Source organism: Nostoc sphaeroides (assembly GCF_003443655.1).
GTDB classification, from domain to species: Bacteria; Cyanobacteriota; Cyanobacteriia; order Cyanobacteriales; family Nostocaceae; genus Nostoc; species Nostoc sphaeroides.
Map to the genome: position 1 here is coordinate 1,604,112 of NZ_CP031941.1, position 22,510 is coordinate 1,626,621.

Sequence of the window (22,510 nt, forward strand, 5' to 3'; positions counted from 1 at the left end):
TTTGTAATTATTGTTTAACTGCTTTCATCGACAAACTAATCCGCTTGAGTTTCTCGTTGATTTCTAGCACCTGCACTTTGACTACTTGTCCGACTTTGACAACTTTGTTGGGATCGTCTACAAATCTATCAGCAAGTTGGGATATATGCACCAAGCCATCTTGATGTACGCCGATATCAACGAAAGCGCCGAAGTTGGCGACATTTGTAATCATTCCTTCCAGTTCCATTCCCACCTTTAAGTCCCTGATTTCCTTAATTCCTTCTTTGAAGGTGGCATACTTAAATTCTGCACGGGGATCTCTACCTGGTTTTTCTAGTTCGCTGAGGATGTCGCGCAGTGTGGGTTCACCGACGCTATGGGTAACATATTTTTTCAGGTTGGTCTTTTTAAGTTTTTCGGCAATTTGTGTCACCTGATTTAATGGCACATTTAGATCAGATGCGATCGCTTCTACTAGAGAATAACTCTCTGGATGCACTGCTGTATTATCTAATGGGTTGTCACCGCCGCGAATCCGCAGAAAACCCGCCGCTTGTTCAAAGGCTTTTGGCCCTAATTTGGGAACTTTCAAAAGTTGTCGGCGATTTTTAAAGGCTCCATTCTGGTTACGATAGGCGACAATATTATTGGCAACTGTTGCCGTAATCCCAGAGACAGAAGTCAGAAGTTCTTTGGAGGCCATATTCAAGTCTACGCCGACGTAGTTAACGCAGCTTTCTACAGTCTCATCCAATTTCTTTTTCAGCAACTTCTGATCGACATCGTGCTGATATTGTCCCACACCAATGGATTTGGGATCGATTTTCACCAGTTCCGCCAGAGGATCTTGCAAACGACGGCCGATACTAATCGCACCACGCACGGTAATATCTAAATCGGGAAACTCTTCTAGCGCTACACTACTAGCAGAATATATAGATGCGCCAGATTCATTCACCATCACCTTAACTGGTTTGTGTTCTATGGTTTCCAGTACTTGCGTGACAAACTCCTCTGTCTCACGGGAGGCTGTACCGTTACCAATGGCGATTAACTCAATCTTGTATTTTTCAATCAGATTTTTGACGGTTTGTGCAGCTTTGGCGCGTTGTTCAGCAGCTTGGTGAGGAAAAACCGCTTGGTATTCCAAAAATTTCCCGGTTTGGTCGAGAACAGCAACTTTACACCCAGTTCTAAATCCAGGGTCTATCGCCAAGGTTGGTTTCATTCCTGCTGGTGCAGATAGCAGCAACTCTCGCAGATTAGTTTCAAATGTCTTGATTGATTCCATGTCTGCATAGACTTTAATCTCAGAAATTACCTCTCCCATTAGAGAGACTTTCATCAAACGATTGAATGCATCCTTCAACATCGCCTGATAAAAATCCCGAATTGTCCGAACTTTGGTTTTAATTTCTTTCGACTCAAGATAGTAAAGTACCGTATCTTCATCAAAAGCAATTTCAAAGCTTAATACTTTCTCCGTTTCACCCCGACACAAGGCCAGCATATTGTGTGGTGCAATATTTGTTACCTTAATTTGATAGTTACGGTACATCTCAAATTTGGTTGTACCTTCAGGATAATCATCTTTGATGCGGGAGACAAATACCCCTTCTTCAAGAAGATAATCGCGGATATATGCGCGTAATTCAGCTTTTTCAGCCACTTCTTCCGCTAAAATATCAGCAGCACCTTTAAGTGCTTCTTCTGCTGTTTTTACTCCCTTGGCTTCAGAAATATACTTAGCAGCTTCTTCTTCCAATGAAGCAGTTGCAGCATTTTTGACATTTAGCGACTTGATGAATTCCGCTAGTGGTTCGAGTCCTTTTTCTCTGGCGATAGTGGCGCGGGTGCGTCGTTTTGGGCGATAGGGTAAGTATAAATCCTCAAGTTCGGTTTTTTGTAAGCAGGATGAGATTTTGGCTTTGAGTTCATCTGTGAGTTTACCAAGTTGTGCGATCGCACTTAAAATTACAGATTTTCGTTCTTCCAGTTCTGTTAAATAAGTATATCGATCAGCCAGTTCACGTAGTTGCACCTCATTCATCTCATCGGTGCGCTCTTTCCGGTAACGTGCAATAAAGGGAATCGTTGCACCCTCCGCCAAAAGGGAGAGCGCGTTTTGCACCTGATGGGGTTTGAGGTTGATTTCAGTTGCCAGTAATTGAGGAATGTTCAGCATTGAGTGTCTAAAATGAAAAAATGAAAATGCTACTTCTAAAGGTAATATGCTAGTACCGCAAGGCGGAAGTCACACATTCACGCATTCACGCATTCAAAAGTTTTGTATATCAAGGCTTTTGCAAGTTTTAAAATGGTAGCTTGATTTTTGCCGCGCTGTATTAAATTCTGATCCTGGCGCAAGGCCAAAGTTTTAAGCTAATTTACCAGATGATTGCTCACAAGAGTGCAATTGGCTAAATAGACAAAACCCACCTACGCAGGTTTTAAAGCCTTCCAATTTGTCTGGGTAAACAAGAGTTTGTATAGCATAGCGCAGCTATACTGAGTTGAGATAGTGTTACCGGAAGAGATTTTGCACTCCTCACCAAGCTGCGCCTAGCGTCTGGTAACCTATTGTTAAAGCCAGCTTGGCTCATCATCGACAACACAAGAAGGAGTTATTAGCCAAGCTTTTGAGCGCTGCTTCTGTCACAAGAATTATTCCAATTTGTGTAAGATACGACGTTGCGTAATCTTGGTTTTCTATAATATTTATTTCAATGGGCTGTTGTGGCTAAAACCTCATTGGATGTAAAATTAACCACAATTCCAAAAAACAATTTCAGTTTGTTTTATAAGCACAACAACTTATAGTTCAGAAGTAAATAAAATGGCTTTGTTATTTTTGATACCACTATGCACAGCTTTAGCCACTGGCTACTTCTTTAAAAAGAGTAGCGATGAACTTGCATATATTGCAGGTGTATTTGCAGCTATTAGCTTAATTTTTAGTTTAGTATTAGCACCCTGGCAGATTCAGTTTGGATTGTTAATCATTGTCTTAATTATTACCAATAGACTTTTGCAAGAAAATGAGTCCAAACAAACTCCAAGCAAAGGAGAACAATTTAGAGAAACTAAGTAAAAAAAGAGTAAAAAATACACCTGTTTTATACAATTAATCTAAAAAAAGAAGAGCTACTGAAGAACCATAAAGCATAAAGTTTGATAAGAGAATTCAGAAATAGAGTCCTCCGGCTTACTTGGTGTCTAAGTTAACCTTAAACTAAATTTTGTCTCAATACTGCTCGGTTAAGAAAATTTGTAGGTTGGATTGAACTTTAGTGTTACCCAACAAAGCCTCGATAATGTTGGGTTTCGTTCCTCAACCCAACCTACATTGGGGTTATTTTTTAGGCAAAACCTACGCAGTATTGAATTTTGTCTGATATCTCTGAATTTGAAGATTTTCATGGATAAATAAAAAACGATTCAGACTATAGATTAGCATCTAAGGTTGCTGATAGCAGGATACTTTTATACTAAAATTTCGGTTGTTTACACTGTTGTTGAAGTTTCAATTCTGCTTTATGACAGTCTTAACTTTGCATTTTTAGAGTCTGATGCTAAATCGCTCCTTATGCAAGTTTATTAACCAGAAAGTGGTATATAAATGTACAAATTCTTAAAAATAAAGATTTATCAAGAGGAAAGTGGAGATTTTATAAAGTTTTTGTTTAGGTATATTTTCCTAAAATGAATTTTTGATGAAGTGTGGCGATAAATTTGCAACATTGTTTTCTCGTGGTATTCTAGTAAGTGATTATATGTAAAAATTAATTTTGAGATAACGCTCTAGTTAAAATTACATATAGTTAATAACAATTACACAACACTAATACTAAAGATCATGTAAAAATATCTCAAATCCACTTAACTCAACGTAAGCAAGCTGCGAGTTGATCGCCAAACGCTAGTTTACATTAGCCTTTATTCTCGTCAAAAACTCGATTTTGACATTCAATAAAATTCAGCAGAAACCTGTAAAGCAAATCACTGTAGAGTTATCTATCAATGGTTTTCGCTCTCAGCCAGATTTCTGTTATCCATTGTGTTCCGATGTCCAAGAAGAACACCTATGCACACTCAATTTAAGTACAAATTTTTATGAATCGGCTGAAGACTAAGCCGAAATTTCGGACATATCTCTGAGCCGGGATAAATTTTATTGCATGTCAGAAAACTAAATAAACACTTCGTGGAGAAAATGTAAGAACATTTATTAATCCAGCTTAGTGTTTGATGCAGAAGTTAATTGGTTGAGAAGTTAAGTAGTGTCTTCAACAAGATTCCTATAGCAGGATACAACTGATGAAAGTTAATGAATGGATTAATCAAAAATTCTGGAAATCCATTTTTATTCGCTTAACTCCATCTGTTGAACATGCGGGCCGAATCCGAGTTCAGCAACTTTGTCCACAAATTTGTGACAGAGGACTTAATGTTCCCTATATCTGCATCCACTATGAGATAGATATTGCGATCGCCTACGGCGGGCGGATACGCCATCGCACTAAAACTAGTCTAGAAAGATTACTGGCTGATAGCGAAGATATGTGCAATTCACAATTGGGCAAAGCCTAAATTGATTGTACCAATTAACTGTTATGCCTGCGAGTGTAACCCAGTCAGCTAGTTTAACATATTATACTCCGATAATATCGGGCGCTGCCATAATACAGCAACTCTCCTACAAGCTACATAGTATTTAGTTGCTAACTCTTGGATATAAGCTTCAATGATAATTTTGATCTCAGTTCCTTCAACATACCCTTCCTAGTTTTGTTGTCTATTTACTGAAGTGGAAGTTGAATTGCACAGAAGGCGTGACCGAAATATGAAACGTTCAAAAGGTGGGCTGTTTACTGTCCGGTTCATACCTACTATCTCGATTGAGGCAAATGTACTATGAAATCTATCTCGCAAACTTCAAACGTTAAAATAATTCCTTATATTATCCTATTTGTCAGTATTTTATTTAGTATTTCTGGGCAATTGCTGATGAAGCATACCATGAGTCATGCAAATGAAGGATTATTTAATTGGGTATTTATTCAAAAATTAGTATTAGCTATTAGTGTTTATTGCTTGGGAGTAATAAATTGGATATTAGCTCTACGCTCTGTAAAATTGAGTATTGCTTATCCACTTACTAGTTTAAATTATGTCGGGATACTTTTCGGTTCATACTACTTTTTTAATGAAGAGATTACACTAACTCGAATAGCAGGAGTAATCACTATTTTTCTGGGTGTTCTTTTAGTAGTTATTCCCCTAAAAAAATCTAGATAAATTTATAGTAAATCTCATCAATAAAGATTGACAAATGAACATCATTACTTGGCTAGTTTTAATGCTTGTGGTTTTATTCGGAACAACAGCGAACTTATCGCTAAAGTATGGACTTCACATTTCTAGTCCTACTAAAGGAGCAAGCGCATCTATCCAAAATCTGTTATTGTCTCGTTATTTTTGGATTTGGTTTGTTTGCTATACATTTATGACTATATTGTGGCTTTATGTATTGCGGACAATTCCTCTGAGTCAAGCATTTCCAGTTCTAGGATTAATGTATGCATTTGTTCCAATTGCTTCTCACTATCTTCTAAAAGAACAGGTTATATTTAGCCAGTGGTTAGGAATTTCCATTATCATAACTGGTGTAGTTTTGGTTGTAAATTAATAGCAAAAGGGGTAGACAGCAAGGCTATTAATACTACAATTTACTGAAGATAAATCTCAAAAGTATCCTTACATAAATCTCAATTAAATTTATGAATGTAGGCATCATTGGCGGGGGTATAACTGGGCTAGTATTAGCTCAACGTCTTTCAAATCAAGGACATAAGGTAACTGTATTCGACAGTAATAAGCAGCTTGGTGGACTTACCACTTATCATGATTATGGGTTGTTTACCTGGGATCGGTTTTATCACGTTATCCTCCCTTCTGATACTCATTTAATAAATTTTATCAGAGATATTGGTCTTGGAGATAAACTGCGTTGGCATCGAAGTTTAACAGGCTTTTACGACAATCAAAAATTTTATTCTATCAGTAACTCTATAGAATTTCTCCGCTTTCCTCTATTTGGACTTATAGGTAAAATAAGATTAGCTTTTACTCTCCTGTATGGTTCACGTCTTAATAACTGGCGGCGCTTAGAGAAGATATTAGTTGAAGATTGGCTATTAAAACTTGGTGGTAAAAGCACATACGAAAAGCTCTGGAAACCCTTGCTTCTATCCAAATTAGGAGAGAACTATAAGCGAATATCAGCAGTTTTTATCTGGGCTTATATCAAACGACTATTTTCAGCGCGGGATTCTTCATTAAATAAAGAACAACTTGGTTATGTCTCAGGCGGTTACAAAACTGTTTTTGACCATATAGAAAAATTAATTTACGCGGCTGGAGGTAATATCCACACAGGTGCTGCGGTGGAATATATCGCACCTCATCCAGAGGGGGGAATGTGGGTAGAATATCAAAGCAAAAAGGAACATTTTGATAAAGTCATTTTTACTGGCCCAGTTAATATTTTGCAACAGGTTGCTGCTAAAGAACTGGTGAAAGTTTCAGACACTGGTGAAACAGTAGAATACCTGGGCGTAATCTGCATGGTACTTATTACTCGCAAGGCTCTAGTTCCTTATTACGTAGTAAATATTGCCGATAGAAATGTTCCCTTTACTGGAGTCATCGGTATGAGTAACCTAGTTTCTTTGCAAGAGACAGCAGGATATCATATCACATTCCTACCAAAATATATCCTTTCCACTGACCCGTTGTTAAAACAGCCAGATGATGAATTGCGCCAAGTATTTTTTCAGGGTATACGTTTGATGTTCCCAGAACTCAAAGCAGATGATATTGTCGCAGCACACATTAATCGAGCTATTAAAGTACAGCCGCTACAAGTTTTAAATTATTCAAGCCTTGTTCCAAAAGTGAGTACTGAAAACGATGATTTTTTCGTCGTCAATACCTCACAATTGGTCAATGATAGCGTCAATAACAACGCAGTCGTCCGACAGGTCGATGAATTTCTCAAGAAATCAACATTACTGAATTCTTGAGATTTGAGAATGATATTTTGAAAATCACACGAGGTACTTATGAGTCTTTTTGTTCTTTTACCCGCATACAACGAGCAAGAATCAATTCGCCCCTTGTTCAAAAAGTTTCAGATATTGCAGCAAATCTCGAATCTGGATATCCGGCTGATTCTTGTTGATGATGGTAGCAGGGATGCAACTGCTCAGACTGCAATAGAAGAATCTCAATCACTAGGAATATCACTGAAATTAGTCCAACATGCCAAAAATGCTGGTTTAGGTCAAGCAATTAAAACAGGTTTCACGACTTTCTTAGAAATTTCTAAAGAAGGGGATTTTTTAGCCGCGATGGATTGCGACAACACTCAACCACCAGAACTATTAATCAAGATGTATGAGACGATGATAGCTGGTAGCTATGATATTGCGATCGCATCCAGATATCGAAAAGGCTCCAAAGTCATAGGCTTATCAAAATTTAGAGAGGTGATGAGTTACGGAGCTAGCTGGCTTTTTAGAATTGCAGCCCGTGTACCAGGTGTAAAAGACTACACTTGTGGTTATAGACTGTATAACCGTACTTTCGTCAGTAAACTAGATATGTATTATGGCGAGAATTTATTCACTGAAAGTGGATTTGCTTGCATGATAGATTTACTATTGAAAGCCAAACCGCTCAAACCAAAAATCGTAGAAATTCCAATGGTTTTGAGATATGACCAAAAGCCGAGTGCCAGCAAAATGAAAATTCTTAAAACTATTACTCGAACTCTAAAACTATTGTTTAAGAATTTAACATCGCCAGCGCCAACTGCTGCTAATTTAGGTCAGACTTTCAATCAGAAAGAAACAGCAAGAATTCCACTTAAAATAACAAATCATAAATAAACCTGAGAAGGAATAGGCTCTCACCAAGAATTAACTGGATGGGAAATAGTAATTTATCAACGGTATCATTCTAGAGATGAGCAAGGCATAAATCAAAAATAAGTTTGATTAAATTGTTGCTTTTACCAATATATGTGGATATTCTTTCCTATACATAAAAAATTGGAAGACAGCCTTCCAATTTTTTATGTATGAATATTTTCACTTTCTGGTTTGCTCATTCTCTTGGCACACACACATAAGGGAACTCCAAAAAATAAATTATTCCACATTCAAGTCGTTGACTGTTGACTGTTGACTGTTGACTGAAAACTCGTGAACCGTCAATGGTCAACAGTGAACAATAGCAATGGAATATTTTTTTACTTGGAAGTCCCTTAGGACTATTAAGATATCCCCTAATAGGATTTCTGAGACATTGGCTTGGGGACACAAGTCAATTACATAAACATCTGTATCGAATATTTCACGAAAGCGGCGGGAAGCTCCATCCCCAGGTGTCTGTAGAGGGATAGCCGTCCCGCCGCTTTAGTCATTAGTCATTGGTACTAATGACTAATGACTAAAAACTCCATCCCCTTGTGGGTGGAGTTTTTTATTCACGCTTAAGAGAGGGAAGTAATACCATTTCTTTATGAGGCTGCGTCAAACCTTTTCACTTCTTTCTTTCTTTCTTTCCTTTGCGTACTTTGCGGTTCGTTTTTCTTTCTTCTTTCTTGTACTTAAATATGGTTTAGCGCATCTTCATACAGAATTAGTATAAGTTTCCAAGGTGAGGAAACCCCTACTACTTAATCGCCGACTCTGACTTTCACTGATTTGTTAGACTGAACACACCGGGATTTTTCAGTCAAATCTCTGAACTACGCCAGCAGACGAGGCTACCCATGCTTACAAGTACGTTACTTCTCTCGAATCAACTTCCAACCCTGCAATATTCCTCCACACCAGAGCGTTTCGATGAAACCTGGGAAGCCCCCCTGGCTACCCTTTTGGGACTAGGACGCGCCGCAGGTGCTGACTTCATCGAATTATTTTTAGAGCGTCGCAACTATATTAGTTGTCTTGCAGAAGACGATTCCATCACTAGTATTTCACCCAGTCTGTCTACAGGCGCGGGAGTCAGAGTATTTCGCGGCAAAGCTGATTGCTACGTCAGCACAAATGACCTTTCATTTTCCGGTTTGAAAGCAGCTTTAGAAAAAGGTCTTTCTATCTTAGGATTGCAACTACCCACCCCTAAAGCTTTCATCCCAGAAATCAACCTAGAATTACTAAGAGATTACGCCACTAAAAGAGGTAAAGATGCATGGCTACCAGTGTGTAGCTCCATCCGAGAAATGGGAGAAGTCCTTCTTGATGGTACTGCCAACCTGAAGCAAAAAGCTAGCCACGTCCAATCGCGCCGTGCTACCTATTTCCGAGATTGGCAAGAAGTTTTAATCGCCTCTAGTGACGGCACTTTTGCCCGTGACATCCGCCTCACCCAATCAGTAGGATTTAACCTATTGTGTGCTGATGGCGCTAATCGTGCTTCTATCGGTGAACGCGCTGGTAACACTAGCGATGCCAACTTCTTGAGGACTTGGGATTCTCAACAAGCCGCCGAAAAAATAGCAGAATCTGCTGGCAAAATGCTCTACGCCGATTACGTAGAATCAGGTACTTACCCGATTATTATGGCCAATCACTTTGGCGGCGTAATTTTCCACGAAGCTTGCGGACACCTGCTAGAAACCACTCAAATTGAACGCAATACCACTCCCTTTGCTGACAAAAAAGGCGAAAAAATTGCCCACGAAAGTTTGACAGCCTGGGATGAGGGGCGTTCTGAAAATGCCTTCGGGACAATTGACATGGATGACGAAGGTATGCCTGCTCAAAGAACCCTATTAATTGAAAAAGGCGTTCTCAAAAACTTCTTAGCAGATAGAACAGGTTCTGCACGCACCGGACATCCCAGAACTGGAAGTGGACGCCGCCAAAATTATACCTTTGCTGCTGCTAGCCGGATGCGTAATACTTATATTGATTCTGGCGAATATAGCATTGATGATTTATTTACCTCTGTTGATAAAGGTATTTACTGTAAAAAGATGGGTGGCGGAAGCGTTGGTGCTACAGGCCAATTTAACTTTAGTGTTGATGAAGCTTATTTGATTGAAAATGGCAAAATCACCAAACCGCTAAAGGGAGCAATTCTAATTGGTGAAGCTAAGGAAATTATGAATAAAATTTCTATGTGTTCCCAAGATTTGGAAATTGCACCAGGTTTTTGTGGTTCCGTCAGTGGCAGTATCTACACCACAGTAGGACAACCCCACATTAAGGTTGATTCTATTACCGTCGGTGGAAGATAACCTCATTAACTCAACTCGTTCAACTCGTTCCCAGGTTCTACCTGGAAACGCCTTCTTCGTGGCTCTGCCACTTATTTTATCTAGGAAGGCAGAAGGCCTCTATTATTAAACTCCCAGACGAAAGCAGGGAGCGAAAAAATCCAAAATCCAAAATTGACTATGCCAAATATCAATGAGATTGCAAATTCTGCCAAGGATAATGCTGATAAACTTGGTATTAAGAAATTCGACATTTATGGCTCAACAGTAGATGATACTAGCGTGCAAGTAGACCAAGGTGAGCCAAAACAAGTTAAAGCCTCAAATCGCTCTGGTGTTACTGTTCGTGTCTGGAATGAAGATAATACAATGGGTGTCACCAGCACCACAGATGTAGACCCCAAAGGACTGGAATTAGCTTTGAAAACTGCCTACGAAGCTAGTTTCTTTGGTGTTAAAGAAAATGTTCCTGATTTTAGTCCAGAAGCTACTGCTCCTATTGCAAATAAACCCCAAGATAAGACACCCCAAGCACCTGTTGCTGAACTCATAGAAAGATTGTTGGTAGCTGAAAAAGAATTACTAGCAGCTCATCCAGCAATTAAAGGTGTGCCTTATAATGGTTTATCACAAAGAGATATTGACAGATTTTATCTCAATAGCGACGGTGCGGTGAGAACTGAATCTCACTCTTTAGCATCAGTTTATCTTTACAGCAAAACTGAGGAAGAAGGAAAAAAACCTCGTAGTGCAGGTGCTTTTAGAATCAACCATAGTTTAGATAATCTAGACATCAATGGTTGCATCAAAGAAACCGCAGATAAAACTATCAGTCACTTGAATTATGAAAAAATTAAAACTGGTAAATATCGTGTTGTTTTTTCACCGGAAGCTTTCTTAAGTCTGTTGGGTGGTTTTTCTAACTTGTTCAACGCTCAAAGTATTTTGGATAATCAAAGCTTATCTACTGCTGATGATTTAGGTAAGGAAATTGCTTCTCCTCTGCTTTGGGTTTTTGATGATGCACTTCACCCAGCTAACGTAGGCGCAGAAAGTTTTGATGGTGAAGGAACTCCGACTCGTCAGGTTTCACTGATTGAAAATGGTGTTTTAACAAGCTTTCTCCACAGTGCAGGCACTGCCAAAAGGTTCAATACCCAGCCAACAGGTAATGCCAGTATTGGTGCAAAGGTAAGCGTTAGTCCCAATTTTTATCACGTTTTTTCAACAGCAACTCCTGAAGAAGAGTTAAGTTTAGAAACTGCTGAAAATGTGATTTTTATCGATGATTTACAAGCTCTCCATGCAGGAGTTAAAGCCTTGCAAGGTTCCTTTTCTTTGCCCTTTGATGGTTGGCTAGTTAACAAGGGTGTCAAGACGAGTATTGAGTCAGCAACTGTTGCTGGCGATTTCTTAGAAGTCCTAAAGTCAATTATTTATGTAGAAAAAGAGCCAGAGTTAACGCCAGGGGGAGTTTGCCCGAAAATCTGGGTTAATGAACTGTCGATTACTGGTGAGTAAAAGTTAAAAAGTAGAGAGTTAGGAGTTGAATATAACTCTTAACTCATCACTTTGAAATCATTACTCACCATTAGTATTCACCACCAATGCTAATGGCAGTGTTAAATACATCAGCACCGCTTAAATCAATATTAGCCATAACAGCGCCATCTACGTCACTATTATATAAGCGGGAATTACTCAAATTAACGTTGGTGAGATTGGCATTATTTAACATAGTATCACTGACGAATGCTTTTGTGAGATTAGCAGACTTCAAATTTGCACCAGTTAAATCAGCACCTTCTAAGTTAGCACCTTCGAGATTAGCCCCTTTTAAATTTGCATTTCTGAGGTCAACACCTATCAAGTGAGCGCCTTTGAGATTTGCTCCTGTTAAATTACATCCAAAACATTCTCTAGTTTCCAGCAAGCGCCGGACAGGGGCGGAGTTTTCTGCTTTGACGGAAAGGGGAGCAGCTAAAGATAGCGTGCTGAGTATGGCTGCTGCCGTCAAAAAAATTCGTTTCATATTTACCTCCGACACTTCTAGAAGTCATTAAATTTTTGAACTTCTACGATACCAGTGTGCCAAGATTCCAGAATTCTGTACTCATGCGATCGGAGGAATATATAATATCTATGAGATTAGGTATTTTTCTCTGAGCTAGTCCGATCGGACTAAATATTAATATTATCTGCAACAACTGCAAACCGCTATATATTTTTAGTCGTTAATTGTTCCATCAGGCATGACCGCACCACGCAAATCTGCACCAGTCAGATTTGTACTACTCATTTCTGCTCTGATTAGATTTGCCTTGGTTAAATTAGCACCAGTCAAGTTTGTCCTAGCAAGATAGGCATCAACCAAGTCTGCTTCAGTCAGGTTAGCCCCACGCAGGTTAGCCCGACTTAAATCAACTCTATTTAGCCTTGCAAAACTCAGGTTTACTCCACTCATCTGGCATCTAGTCAGTTTAGCATCTGCCATAATTGCACCGTACAAGTTAACACCTGTAAGTTCGGCATCAATGAGATTTGACCGTTGCAGTCTAGCATTCATCAGGTTAGCACCTTTCAAATTAGCACCCCCGATGTTAGTATCTGCCAGAGATGCATTATACAAAATCGCTTCACTCAGGTTGGCATCACTCAAATCGGCATAACGTAGCGTTGCCTCACTCAAGTTAGCACCACTCAAATCAACTTTAGATAAGTCTACACCAGTTAAATCAGCGCCCCGCAGGTCAGCTTTATGGAGGTTAGCACCCCGTAGACTAGCAGAGTACATTCTCTTTTCTTCTCGCAGGTTAGCACCACGCAGGCACGCACCAGTTAAATTTGCACCACTCAAATTTGCACCACGCAAATCGGCATTCATCAAGTTACTATCTAGCATATAAGCCAAAGTTAAATTGGCATTACGCAAATCAGCACCCTGCAAAGTTGCACCATGTAAATTAGCATCATGCAAGTTGGCACTGATTAAACTTGCCTGATTTAGGTTCGCGCCACTTAGCTTTGTGCAAACTAGATTTGCCTGATTCAGGATTCCCCGATTTAGATAGCTAAAAATTAGGATTGCATTACGCAAATCTGCTTTATTTAAAGTTATACCAATCAAGTCTGCACCAAACAAATTTACGCCATTTAAGTTTGCTTCAAAAAATTTTGTTTCTCCATTTTCATATCGCTTAAGAAGTTCATTGGCATCCATATTTTTTCCTATCAATTACCACAATTTTTCCAGTATCAACAATATAGGACTTACGCACAGGTAACGGAAAATCGAACCACAGAGGCACAGAGAACACGGAGGAATAAGAGTTTGAGAGGTATTTTGCGTAAGTCCTGCAATAGTCAAAAGTTGCCATTATTCTTTGGTAGGGGATACTATAAATTGACAGGTATTATTGTCATCATTGAATGCCATTTTATGATAAGGGTTAACTAGTGTTTTCGTTTCTAGAGATGAATCGCTGTTAAACGGTTGATATTCGTTGGTAGTGGATGATATATTGCCATATAGACCTCGCATAGATTGGATGATTGCACTAGCTGCTTGAATATTTTCATCCGGTTTGCCTAGAGATATAACAGCATTATTTAGTTTAGATTCAAGCTCTTTGATAGTTGGACAAGTATTAAATAATTTCAGCAATAAATCATCAAGTTTTTCAGCCTTCAGTTTCAACCAGTCTTCTTCATTGAAAGTAAATTTTTTGTAAAATACAGAAAATAGAACTATTTTAGCCCTAAGTGGGTTAGTATACTTCATAATATTTTGCCGTAAATCAAACTGATTATATTGATGTTTGATTTGACTGTTTGGAGATTTATCTAGAGGATTTGATGAGATTTGTTCAGAATTATAAAATATCTTTTCCTCTTTACGAGGTTGATTTAATAATATTCCTGTTGATTCTTCTTGATGAGGTTGATTTAATAATATTCCTGTTGATTCATCAGATGTTATATATAAATTCTGCATCTCATGAGAAATAACGCTGGCAATTAGGGCATATTCTTCTTGTTTATTAAGGGTTTTTACAACTTTAGATAAACTATAATTTAAGTTATTTATAGTTGGATTTAATCTGCATAATTCTTGAATCAATTCTTGTAATTTAAACCGTTCTAGCGTATCTTCATCATTCTCCCAAATATTTTTACAAGCCGAGTATATTAATTTTTTAACCCGTTTTGAGTTTTCATGCTGTTCTAAATTTTTAGTTACTGCATCGAGGCTAGATATAGTTTTCATCGGCAAATCTCCGGCACAGGTATCAGGTAGTAATAAATGATAGAACTAGCTCTTTCAACGTGACTCGTAAAATCTCTTTTTCTGCGATCGCTCTCTGTGTTAAGCTAATGTACTTTTAATTTGCATAACCAGCGCGGGCAAGATGCCCACCCCACAATAGTTTTACTTCCAGGTAATATGCAAGGTTATTTGTCCAACAGCTTATAAGTGGTTAGAAGTTATTTATTTAACCGCAGAGGCACAGCAGAAAGTCTGAGCCAGGGGGAAACCTCCGTTGGTGCTGAAAGGGCTGGTCTTATGTTATACCCTTTTTATCTAGCTTGTGTAGTCATGTCTAACCACTTTGCCCACGGTTGGCGCAACAGCCGAATCCTGATAGTCAGTTAAATTCCTTACACCTTACTGCTTCCTATCAAATACAACAGCGCCATCCGAACGGCGACACCACTGGTAACTTGCGATTGAATGAGACTAAATTCTGGGTCATCCATCAACTCAGAACTAATTTCGACACCACGGTTAACTGGGCCTGGATGCAAAACTTTGACGTTAGGTTTACAAAGTTGCAGTTTTGTGCTTGTAATGCCAAATAGCTGATGATATTCTCGCAAACTTGGCAGTAAATGAGCCGTCATGCGTTCCTTTTGTAGACGTAAAGTCATGACAAAATCAGCATTCTGCAAAGCTGGTTCTAGTTTCCAATGTAGAAAAAGTTGGGGAGTGGGGAGTGGGGACTTGTACTGAGCGACTTGTGCCGAGCGAAGCCGAGGTAAGCCGAAGTAGTGGGGAGTGGGGGATGAGGAGATAACAAAATCCTGATTTATGACTCCTGCCTCTTCTAAGATATACTCGGCAAATAATTTGGGTAAGAGGGTGGGTGGGGCTGCGAGATGCACTTCGGCACCACTGGCAATTAAACTCCAGATATTCGATCGCGCCACACGAGAATGAAGAATATCTCCAACAATGGCAATCTTTTTACCTTTTAAAAGTTCTAGTCGGGGACTGGCTGGATCAATTAGACTACAAATGGTAAATAAGTCTAGCAGTGCTTGGGAAGGATGCTCATGTTGTCCATCACCAGCATTGAGGACGCTAACTTTTACACCTAAACGATCCATTTCAGCCGCGATCGCATTCGGTACTCCTGCCTCTCGATGGCGGACTACCATAATATCAGTTCCCATTGCCAAATAGGTTTTCGCCGTGTCGAGAATTGTTTCTCCTTTAGTCATAGAAGATGTGGCTGCGGCAAAATTCAGCGTATCTGCACTTAAACGTTTCGCCGCGAGTTCAAAACTGCTACGAGTGCGGGTAGACGATTCAAAAAATAAATTCGCCACCACCTGTCCCTGCAAGGTTGGTACTTTCTTCGTCCGCCGTGATAGCACTTCCTGAAAACTGGCAGCAGTTTGCAAAACAGTATTATATTCAGCCGCCGTGAAGTCAGCTAGGGAAAGAATGTGATGACGATTCCAGGTAGTAGTAGGCATAGAATTTGGGGAGTGGGAAGAGACGCGATTAATCGCTTCTGTACAAGGGAGTGGGGAGATGTGGTTCGACTTCGCTCACCAACCGGGAGATGAGGGAGCAGGGGTAGAATAATGAACTCCTAAATCCTCACTCAGCACTCCTTAATCCTTTCAAGTTGGTAAATGGAAAACGTTTAAAGCTAGAGAAATTAGGCTGAGGAATGTTAAAAACCCAATTGTATCTAGCATTGTAGTCACTAACGGGCCACTAACTAAAGCAGGGTCAAGCTTCAGCCGTGTCAAACCCATTGGCAGTAAAGTACCGAGTGTAACAGCCACAATTGTATTAGTTGCCATTACCATTCCGGCAATTAAAGCTACCCATCGTTCTTGGGGTCGCGCCCAAATTAAGGAAAGCAGGAACATCGTTATGGCTAAAGCTACGGCTGTACCTAAACCAGCGAGAAGTTCCTTGCGGAGAATTTTCAAGGTATCTTTGGATGTTATTTCTCCCACCCCCAAGCCGCGAATTGTCACCGTTAATGATTGAATCCCAACAGTACCACCAGTGTTAGAAAAAATCGGCATGATGACTGCTAAAACTGGCACTGCGGCAATTACAGATTGAAAAGGCGCGATCGCACTAGCTGCACCAATATACATTGCCATGATGCCCAATAGCCAAGGCAAGCGGTTACGGATGGTGAGTAAGGGAGAGGACAAAGCTGCTTCATCACCACTCACACCCGCCAGCTTTTGGATATCTTCTGTGGCTTCCTCTTCCAAAATATCCATGACATCATCAATGGTGACAATGCCTACCAATCGGTCTTCTCGGTCAACTACGGGGATAGCGATTAAGTCGTAGCGCTGCATGATTCGCGCCACTTCTTCTTGAGGGGTTTCAGTTGTAACTTTGATGACGCGATCGCTAGCGATATCTTTGATGAAAACATCGGGAAAGGTAAACAATAACTGACGCAGTGAAACCACTCTCACCAGCGTCCGGTTGTCATCTGTGACGTAGGCGTAGTAAATCGTTTCCTTGTCTTCATCCTGACGGCGGATTTTGCTTAGGGCTTCACCTACAGTCAATCCTTGGCGCAACCGGACATATTCGGTTGTCATCACCCGCCCAGCCGTGCCTTCTGGATAGCCGAGAATCGTTGCTGTTGCTTGCCTTTCTTCTGGACTCAGTTCTTGTAGTAGCCGTTTGATGACTCCAGCAGGTAGTTCATCAAACAATTCTGCCCGTTCGTCGGGACTCATCGCTTCTACAAGTTGCACTACCTGGACATCATGCAGAGAATTAATTAGTTCTTCTTGCACCTCTGTGGGCAGATATTCAAATACATCAATTGCCTGAGCTTTATTGAGTAAACGAAATGCGATCGCCCGTTGTTTTTCAGGCAATTGTGTAATGTAGTCTCCCACATCCACAGGTTGCAAACGATTTAAATCCCATTTCAACTGGTTTAAATCGGTAGTATCAGTCAGCAAATCACGAATATCTTGTGTGAGCATGAGAAATATCTCCTAAGTCTCCCCCGCGCTGGGAGACTTCCTCGCCAGTTCAGAGGAGGTTGATACTGCCATCTGGTGGACTATTGCCCATAAAATTTCAACAATTCAATATCGATATCTAAATCAAGGCATCGCTAGTCATCATCCTAACCCGGAATAGCGCTCTCCGGGAGATACTGAATACTAGTATTCAGTTTTTGTTTGATTTGCCATTAATAGCTAAATTAATTACCCCGAAATTTAGGTAATTATCGTCTAGCTTAAAGTAGATTTTACTATTGCTATAAGCTATGTGTCTTCCCAATCAAGGAATTTTTTCGCAAACTTTATAGAGTTAAAATATTTACAACATCAATAAGCAGTTTTTGGTATCAAGCAACTTCATGCATAGTCACCTGGACGACGGAGAATTAGAAATGGGTTGGCAGGTTTCACTTCATAGTCGCAGTAAGGTGTTTGAGCTTTAGCGATCGCCCTTGAGAAAAACTTTGCGATCTACTGATTGTACCTTCGAGGTGAATTTTAAGCTGAATTTAGAGATCGACGCTATAACTGCCTAAAAGGCTTGATTTTTAAAGCAAGTTACGAACTTTGATTACAATTTCAGCATAATACCTACTGAAGAACCACAACTTTTCAAACACGGCGTTGCATAATAGAGGGATGAATCCAGCACAAGTACTATGCAATGTTTATACTGTAATTATCCTGATGTCAGGAAGAATGGTAAGCGACGAGGTAAACAAAATTACATTTGTGTAAACTGCGATCGCTACTACACTAAGACTAATTTGAAAAAGTTTTGAAATAAGAATACAATCAGCACCTTTTGCAGTCATCAAGAGTGATGCAATTCTACTATAAAAATAGTATTTGATTTTTGAAATATACGTAGGGTATGTTAGCCAAGGGTAATGCACCCCAGAAAAAGCTTGTGGTGTGTTACGGTTTACGCCTAACACAGCCTACAAATACTTAGATTTTTTCAGAAATCAAATATGATTCCTATATCAACAAAAATCATTCATTATGGCTGAAAAATATTTCAGTATAAAATAATTCGATAAACTGAATGAAGTTTGAACAAATATCATATTTTAGTTTGCGATCGCGGTCATTTTCTAATCCATGACTAAAAATTAGCTGTATCTCTGACTGTGTTAAAACCTTAGCGCGTCCATGCCGATTTATTTTCATTGCCAGACTGTAGACCCTGTAATCTACAGCCTACAATGTCTCGACATCTGATAAGCTACATCGATTAAGCGAGTTGATAAAGGTAATTTTTAGAGATTTTCTCGTGTCCGTTTTGCTTCTATTAGTTTTTCCAGTTCACCAATTTCATCTATGGTATAAAACTTCGGGTTAGGTTCAGCGTTAATTTTATCCATTAGAGCGTGAAAAGCTTCTGTATCGTTACGATTCTCTAATAAATAACGTTTTAACTCTATTTTGCTCATTGCTGCAAACTTAGGCTTGGTCATTCGTCGTATCTCCATTTACCATTAGGGTTAATTACAATACCTGTTTCATCTCCAGCCAAGATATAGATGTCTCCTGTTCGTTCATCTAATCTGACTATAAAGATAATTAAGTACCCAGAGGCGTATTAACAGGAGATAATAATAAGCTCACACCACCCTTAGCTGTTGTCCCATCAACCATTACAGAACTTATTCTGGCTTGGTTTAGGTAATTCACTTGACAGTCACAGGGTCAAATTTTGCAAGTTGTTCTGAACCAAACCATGAAAACATCTACCAAATTGCTAACTCGCCTGGACTATTACTATCAGCAAATCAAAACAATCATCCTGACTCGCCAGAATCCGATTACTGGTTTACTACCTGCGAGTACAGCGATTACAGCCCACGGCGATTATACAGATGCCTGGGTGCGAGACAATGTTTACAGCATTTTGGCAGTTTGGGGTTTAGGGCTTGCATATCGCAAGATTGACGACGACAAAGGACGCACCTATGAATTAGAACACAGTGTCATTAAACTAATGCGCGGGTTACTCTTTGCAATGATGCGACAGGCTCATAAAGTAGAGACATTTAAACATACTCAGTCGCTACTGGATGGACTGCACGCCAAATATAATACCGCAACCGGTGACATTGTTGTTGGTGATGATGAATGGGGACATTTGCAACTTGATGCCACATCTATATTTTTGCTGATATTGGCGCAAATGACCGCAGCAGGATTGCCAATAATTTATACAATTGATGAAGTGAATTTCGTCCAAAATTTAGTTTATTACATTGGACGAGCTTACCGCACACCAGATTACGGCATTTGGGAACGTGGTAATAAAATAAATCGTGGTAGTGCTGAGTTAAATGCCAGTTCTGTAGGCATGGCAAAAGCTGCTTTAGAAGCTATCAACGGACTGGATTTGTTTGGTGTGCGTGGTAGTCAAGCATCGGTAATTCATGTGCTACCAGATGAAATTGCCCGCGCCCGGATTACCTTAGAATCCTTATTACCAAGAGAATCTGGTTCCAAAGAAATTGATGCGGCGCTGTTAAGTATTATTAGTTATCCTGCCTTTGCAGTGGAAGATTTGGAGTTACGCGATCGCACCTTAAACGATATTATCAATAAACTCGCAGGTAAATACGGCTGCAAACGCTTTTTGCGTGATGGACACCAAACCGTTTTAGAAGATAATCAACGTTTACACTACGAACCGTGGGAACTCAAACAATTTGAGCATATTGAATGCGAATGGCCGTTATTTTTCACTTATTTAGTTCTAGATGGATTATTTTGTGGCGAACAAGAACAAGTTAAAAAATACCAAAGTCTTTTAGAATCATTATTTATAGAACAAGATGGTTTGCGTTTATTGCCAGAACTTTATTATGTTCCAGCAGAAAAGATAGAGGCAGAAAAGTTAGCACCTCAAACACAACCACGTTTGCCCAATGAAAATATTCCCTTAGTATGGGCACAGAGTTTATATTTTCTCAGTGAAATGTTGAGTGAAGGTTTAATAGCGGTTGGTGATATCGACCCTTTGGGAAGACATTTATGTGTGGGCAAACAGCGTGAGTCATTGGTACAAATTGCCTTGTTAGCAGAAGATGAAGATTTACAAACGAAATTAGAAGTTCACGGAATCGAAGCACAAACGCCTACTCAAGTAGAACCGATTCAAGTGAGAAAAGCTGAAGAATTTTCAGCTATTTATACCCAAATTGGACGTAACGATAAACTTGGTTTAACTGGGCGGCCTGTGCGGCGGCTGCGGAGTTTGACAACATCTAGAATCTTTCGGATTAGTGGCGAAACAATTGTATTCTTACCTTCATTTTCAGATTCTCAACAGTTTTACTTAACCCTTGATTACCATTTTCTACTAGATCAAATTAGAAGTGAACTAGCTTACATTCAAAAATATTGGAGCGATTTAGGTCGTCCTACCTTAACTTTGATGTTGACGCACACCATGTTACAAGCAGGTTCGGAAGCATTACTAGAACTAATGCAAGAACTAAAAGATGGTGTTTGTAACGGTGTGCGAGTTAAATTAGGGCGACTAAATCAGCTAATGCTAACAGCCGGAATCCAAAGAATTGATTTTCTTCCCAATGCAGAATTTGCGCGATCGCCAGTCAAAAATGCTAGCCCACGTTGCTATTATTTAGCATATCATCCTGATAAAAACTGGCGCTTAGGACATACCCAAGAATTTCAAATGGAGTATGAAACTAACTTCGGATTATTACTTTCTTATTTGCGCTCATCAGAGAATATTTACGAGCAAATCGAGTTATTGCAAACTTTAACTCGCTTACAGGGAATGCAATTTGATACGGGGTACGGTGGGCCAGGATATCCTGTTACAGTAGCCGATTTACTAGATGAAGTTTACACCAAAGCTGGAGATTTAGGTATTTGGGCAGTGGTACGTCGGGCTGCTGGGTTACGGCAGATGGTTGATATCAGCCTATCAGATGCAGTAACGAGTATTTTGGTGCGAGGTAAGCAAATTGCTGTGGGTAAAGCTTACAGTGAAGCGTCCTTGATTAGCGTACCCATGTCTCACGATGAAATTGCTGATAAAATTAATCATTTCTGTCGTGAAGATATCCGCGATCGCGTCCTAACTCAAGAGATTTTAATCTATGTTGGCATCTTAATTCGCTCAGAACCCGAACTATTCCAGGGACTACTAACGCTGAGAGTCGGCTATCTGATCTTATTGATCACCAGCGAACTAGCGCGGGAATTGCACGTCACTCAAGATGAAGCTTACGATCGCTTAATGCAACTTTCACCCTTTGAAGTTAAAGTGCGCTTGCGTCAGGTATTAACTGGATATACTGGCATGAGTAACCTGTTGCGCCAGCAAGAATCACTGCACGTTAAACAAAAAGAAAGTGATATTGCTTGGGTAGTGCTACCAGGAATCGCCGAAGGGATAGAAGTTCCGCCCGGAGGTTGGCGGCGGTTTCGCCAAGCCGAGGGTGCGACGGGGCGCGTACCAAAAGAATTTTTTAAACAAGTTTGGCTATTAATGCAACATTGCAAGGGTTTAGTTATTGGAGATAAATTAGAGCGTCGCAATCGTTTAGATAGTGAGATAATGTTGTCGGAAATGACAGCCGGTGAAAGAAATTTTGCTCTTTTGGTTGAGCATTTGCTGAATAAAATCGAAGCTCCAGAATACCGCCAAGTTAATATTGAAGCATTAATCGAATTAGCTGCGATCGCTGCTAATAATCCCAAGCTGCAAATTGAAGAATATATTGTGTTGGATGTGTTAATTGGCCATGCAGTGCGATTGGCGTGGTTAGAGAATCATAGTCAACGCAGCGATCGCTATGACGAAGATAAGGCGAGTGCGTGGCGATCGTTTTACAATACTTCTCCTAGAGATTGCGCTAGTTATATTTTGAAGGCGTTTAGGTTCTTGACGGAATTTGTGAAGGATTTTTAAACGCAAAGGGGCGCGAAGGG

Annotated in this window: 19 protein-coding genes and 1 pseudogene; 11 read left to right on the forward strand and 9 right to left on the reverse strand. The window is 39.8% G+C overall.

The window, feature by feature from the left end:
• Positions 1–7: 7 nt before the first annotated feature.
• Positions 8–2,167 carry a Tex family protein gene (locus tag D1367_RS07425; RefSeq protein ID WP_118165284.1) on the reverse strand — a complete coding sequence of 720 codons (2,160 nt, stop codon included), beginning with the start codon at positions 2,165–2,167 and terminating at the stop codon, positions 8–10.
• A 651-nt stretch (positions 2,168–2,818) separates the two neighbouring features.
• On the opposite strand from D1367_RS07425, the gene D1367_RS07430 reads away from it, so the two are divergent.
• The 9 genes from D1367_RS07430 (at position 2,819) to D1367_RS07465 (ending at position 11,794) form a co-directional block, all read left to right on the forward strand.
• Complete coding sequence (locus D1367_RS07430; protein WP_100898562.1) at positions 2,819–3,073, forward strand: hypothetical protein; 255 nt, start codon at positions 2,819–2,821, stop codon at positions 3,071–3,073.
• Positions 3,074–3,941: 868 nt separating this feature from the next.
• Complete coding sequence (locus D1367_RS30585; RefSeq protein WP_181985096.1) at positions 3,942–4,115, forward strand: hypothetical protein; 174 nt, start codon at positions 3,942–3,944, stop codon at positions 4,113–4,115.
• Positions 4,116–4,299: 184 nt separating this feature from the next.
• Positions 4,300–4,572, forward strand: a complete 273-nt coding sequence (locus D1367_RS07435) for a hypothetical protein (protein WP_118165287.1) — start codon at positions 4,300–4,302, stop codon at positions 4,570–4,572.
• A 324-nt stretch (positions 4,573–4,896) separates the two neighbouring features.
• A complete protein-coding gene (locus tag D1367_RS07440; protein ID WP_118165289.1) occupies positions 4,897–5,280 on the forward strand; it encodes an EamA family transporter in 384 nt (127 codons plus the stop codon).
• A 34-nt stretch (positions 5,281–5,314) separates the two neighbouring features.
• Positions 5,315–5,671 carry an EamA family transporter gene (locus D1367_RS07445; RefSeq protein WP_118165292.1) on the forward strand — a complete coding sequence of 119 codons (357 nt, stop codon included), beginning with the start codon at positions 5,315–5,317 and terminating at the stop codon, positions 5,669–5,671.
• A 91-nt stretch (positions 5,672–5,762) separates the two neighbouring features.
• On the forward strand, positions 5,763–7,067 hold the full coding sequence (locus tag D1367_RS07450) for an NAD(P)/FAD-dependent oxidoreductase (RefSeq protein WP_118165294.1): 1,305 nt from the start codon (positions 5,763–5,765) through the stop codon (positions 7,065–7,067).
• Positions 7,068–7,106: 39 nt separating this feature from the next.
• The gene (locus D1367_RS07455; RefSeq protein WP_118165296.1) at positions 7,107–7,934 is read left to right on the forward strand and encodes a glycosyltransferase; all 828 of its coding nucleotides are present in this window, start codon (positions 7,107–7,109) and stop codon (positions 7,932–7,934) included.
• 887 nt (positions 7,935–8,821) lie between these two features.
• The gene (locus D1367_RS07460; RefSeq protein WP_118165299.1) at positions 8,822–10,294 is read left to right on the forward strand and encodes a TldD/PmbA family protein; all 1,473 of its coding nucleotides are present in this window, start codon (positions 8,822–8,824) and stop codon (positions 10,292–10,294) included.
• A gap of 159 nt (positions 10,295–10,453) precedes the next feature.
• On the forward strand, positions 10,454–11,794 hold the full coding sequence (locus D1367_RS07465) for a TldD/PmbA family protein (RefSeq protein ID WP_118165301.1): 1,341 nt from the start codon (positions 10,454–10,456) through the stop codon (positions 11,792–11,794).
• 70 nt (positions 11,795–11,864) lie between these two features.
• Here the strand turns inward: D1367_RS07465 and D1367_RS07470 are convergent, their stop codons facing one another.
• From D1367_RS07470 to mgtE, 5 genes are all read right to left on the reverse strand, one after another.
• Positions 11,865–12,305, reverse strand: coding sequence for a pentapeptide repeat-containing protein (locus D1367_RS07470; RefSeq protein ID WP_118165303.1), 441 nt, complete (start codon positions 12,303–12,305; stop codon positions 11,865–11,867).
• 195 nt (positions 12,306–12,500) lie between these two features.
• Positions 12,501–13,493 (reverse strand): pentapeptide repeat-containing protein, encoded by a 993-nt coding sequence (locus D1367_RS07475; protein WP_118165305.1) that lies wholly within the window; start codon positions 13,491–13,493, stop codon positions 12,501–12,503.
• A 156-nt stretch (positions 13,494–13,649) separates the two neighbouring features.
• Entirely contained in the window at positions 13,650–14,540 is an 891-nt protein-coding gene (locus D1367_RS07480) for a hypothetical protein (protein ID WP_118165308.1), read from the reverse strand.
• A 392-nt stretch (positions 14,541–14,932) separates the two neighbouring features.
• A complete protein-coding gene (locus D1367_RS07485) occupies positions 14,933–16,033 on the reverse strand; it encodes an aspartate carbamoyltransferase catalytic subunit (protein WP_118165311.1) in 1,101 nt (366 codons plus the stop codon).
• Positions 16,034–16,183: 150 nt separating this feature from the next.
• Positions 16,184–17,536 carry a magnesium transporter gene (mgtE, locus tag D1367_RS07490; RefSeq protein WP_118165313.1) on the reverse strand — a complete coding sequence of 451 codons (1,353 nt, stop codon included), beginning with the start codon at positions 17,534–17,536 and terminating at the stop codon, positions 16,184–16,186.
• Between the two features lie 683 nt (positions 17,537–18,219).
• Between mgtE and D1367_RS32100 the strand changes: the two are divergent.
• A pseudogene (locus D1367_RS32100) lies at positions 18,220–18,315 on the forward strand (IS1/IS1595 family N-terminal zinc-binding domain-containing protein); the annotation flags it as partial.
• Positions 18,316–18,556: 241 nt separating this feature from the next.
• Here D1367_RS32100 and D1367_RS33065 read toward each other — a convergent pair.
• The 3 genes from D1367_RS33065 to D1367_RS33235 form a co-directional block, all read right to left on the reverse strand.
• On the reverse strand, positions 18,557–18,733 hold the full coding sequence (locus D1367_RS33065; protein WP_323808640.1) for a hypothetical protein: 177 nt from the start codon (positions 18,731–18,733) through the stop codon (positions 18,557–18,559).
• Between the two features lie 89 nt (positions 18,734–18,822).
• Positions 18,823–19,020, reverse strand: a complete 198-nt coding sequence (locus D1367_RS07500; RefSeq protein WP_094341389.1) for a DUF6887 family protein — start codon at positions 19,018–19,020, stop codon at positions 18,823–18,825.
• Entirely contained in the window at positions 19,017–19,127 is a 111-nt protein-coding gene (locus D1367_RS33235) for a DUF6888 family protein (RefSeq protein WP_420845987.1), read from the reverse strand. The genes D1367_RS07500 and D1367_RS33235 overlap by 4 nt, the downstream gene beginning before the upstream one ends.
• Positions 19,128–19,283: 156 nt before the next feature.
• On the opposite strand from D1367_RS33235, the gene D1367_RS07505 reads away from it, so the two are divergent.
• Entirely contained in the window at positions 19,284–22,490 is a 3,207-nt protein-coding gene (locus D1367_RS07505; protein ID WP_118165315.1) for a glycoside hydrolase family 15 protein, read from the forward strand.
• The last annotated feature ends 20 nt before the right edge of the window (positions 22,491–22,510 follow it).

Coding starts and splice junctions, on each gene's coding strand:
- D1367_RS07465 (WP_118165301.1), top strand. CDS start 10,454: ATGCCAAATATCAATGAGATTGCAAATTCTGCCAAGGATAATGCTGAT.
- D1367_RS07455 (WP_118165296.1), top strand. CDS start 7,107: ATGAGTCTTTTTGTTCTTTTACCCGCATACAACGAGCAAGAATCAATT.
- D1367_RS07475 (WP_118165305.1), bottom strand. CDS start 13,493: ATGGATGCCAATGAACTTCTTAAGCGATATGAAAATGGAGAAACAAAA.
- D1367_RS07440 (WP_118165289.1), top strand. CDS start 4,897: ATGAAATCTATCTCGCAAACTTCAAACGTTAAAATAATTCCTTATATT.
- D1367_RS07485 (WP_118165311.1), bottom strand. CDS start 16,033: ATGCCTACTACTACCTGGAATCGTCATCACATTCTTTCCCTAGCTGAC.
- D1367_RS07435 (WP_118165287.1), top strand. CDS start 4,300: ATGAAAGTTAATGAATGGATTAATCAAAAATTCTGGAAATCCATTTTT.
- D1367_RS07500 (WP_094341389.1), bottom strand. CDS start 19,020: ATGACCAAGCCTAAGTTTGCAGCAATGAGCAAAATAGAGTTAAAACGT.
- D1367_RS33065 (WP_323808640.1), bottom strand. CDS start 18,733: ATGAAAATAAATCGGCATGGACGCGCTAAGGTTTTAACACAGTCAGAG.
- D1367_RS07425 (WP_118165284.1), bottom strand. CDS start 2,167: ATGCTGAACATTCCTCAATTACTGGCAACTGAAATCAACCTCAAACCC.
- D1367_RS07430 (WP_100898562.1), top strand. CDS start 2,819: ATGGCTTTGTTATTTTTGATACCACTATGCACAGCTTTAGCCACTGGC.
- D1367_RS07460 (WP_118165299.1), top strand. CDS start 8,822: ATGCTTACAAGTACGTTACTTCTCTCGAATCAACTTCCAACCCTGCAA.
- D1367_RS07450 (WP_118165294.1), top strand. CDS start 5,763: ATGAATGTAGGCATCATTGGCGGGGGTATAACTGGGCTAGTATTAGCT.
- D1367_RS07445 (WP_118165292.1), top strand. CDS start 5,315: ATGAACATCATTACTTGGCTAGTTTTAATGCTTGTGGTTTTATTCGGA.
- D1367_RS07505 (WP_118165315.1), top strand. CDS start 19,284: ATGAAAACATCTACCAAATTGCTAACTCGCCTGGACTATTACTATCAG.
- D1367_RS07470 (WP_118165303.1), bottom strand. CDS start 12,305: ATGAAACGAATTTTTTTGACGGCAGCAGCCATACTCAGCACGCTATCT.
- mgtE (WP_118165313.1), bottom strand. CDS start 17,536: ATGCTCACACAAGATATTCGTGATTTGCTGACTGATACTACCGATTTA.
- D1367_RS07480 (WP_118165308.1), bottom strand. CDS start 14,540: ATGAAAACTATATCTAGCCTCGATGCAGTAACTAAAAATTTAGAACAG.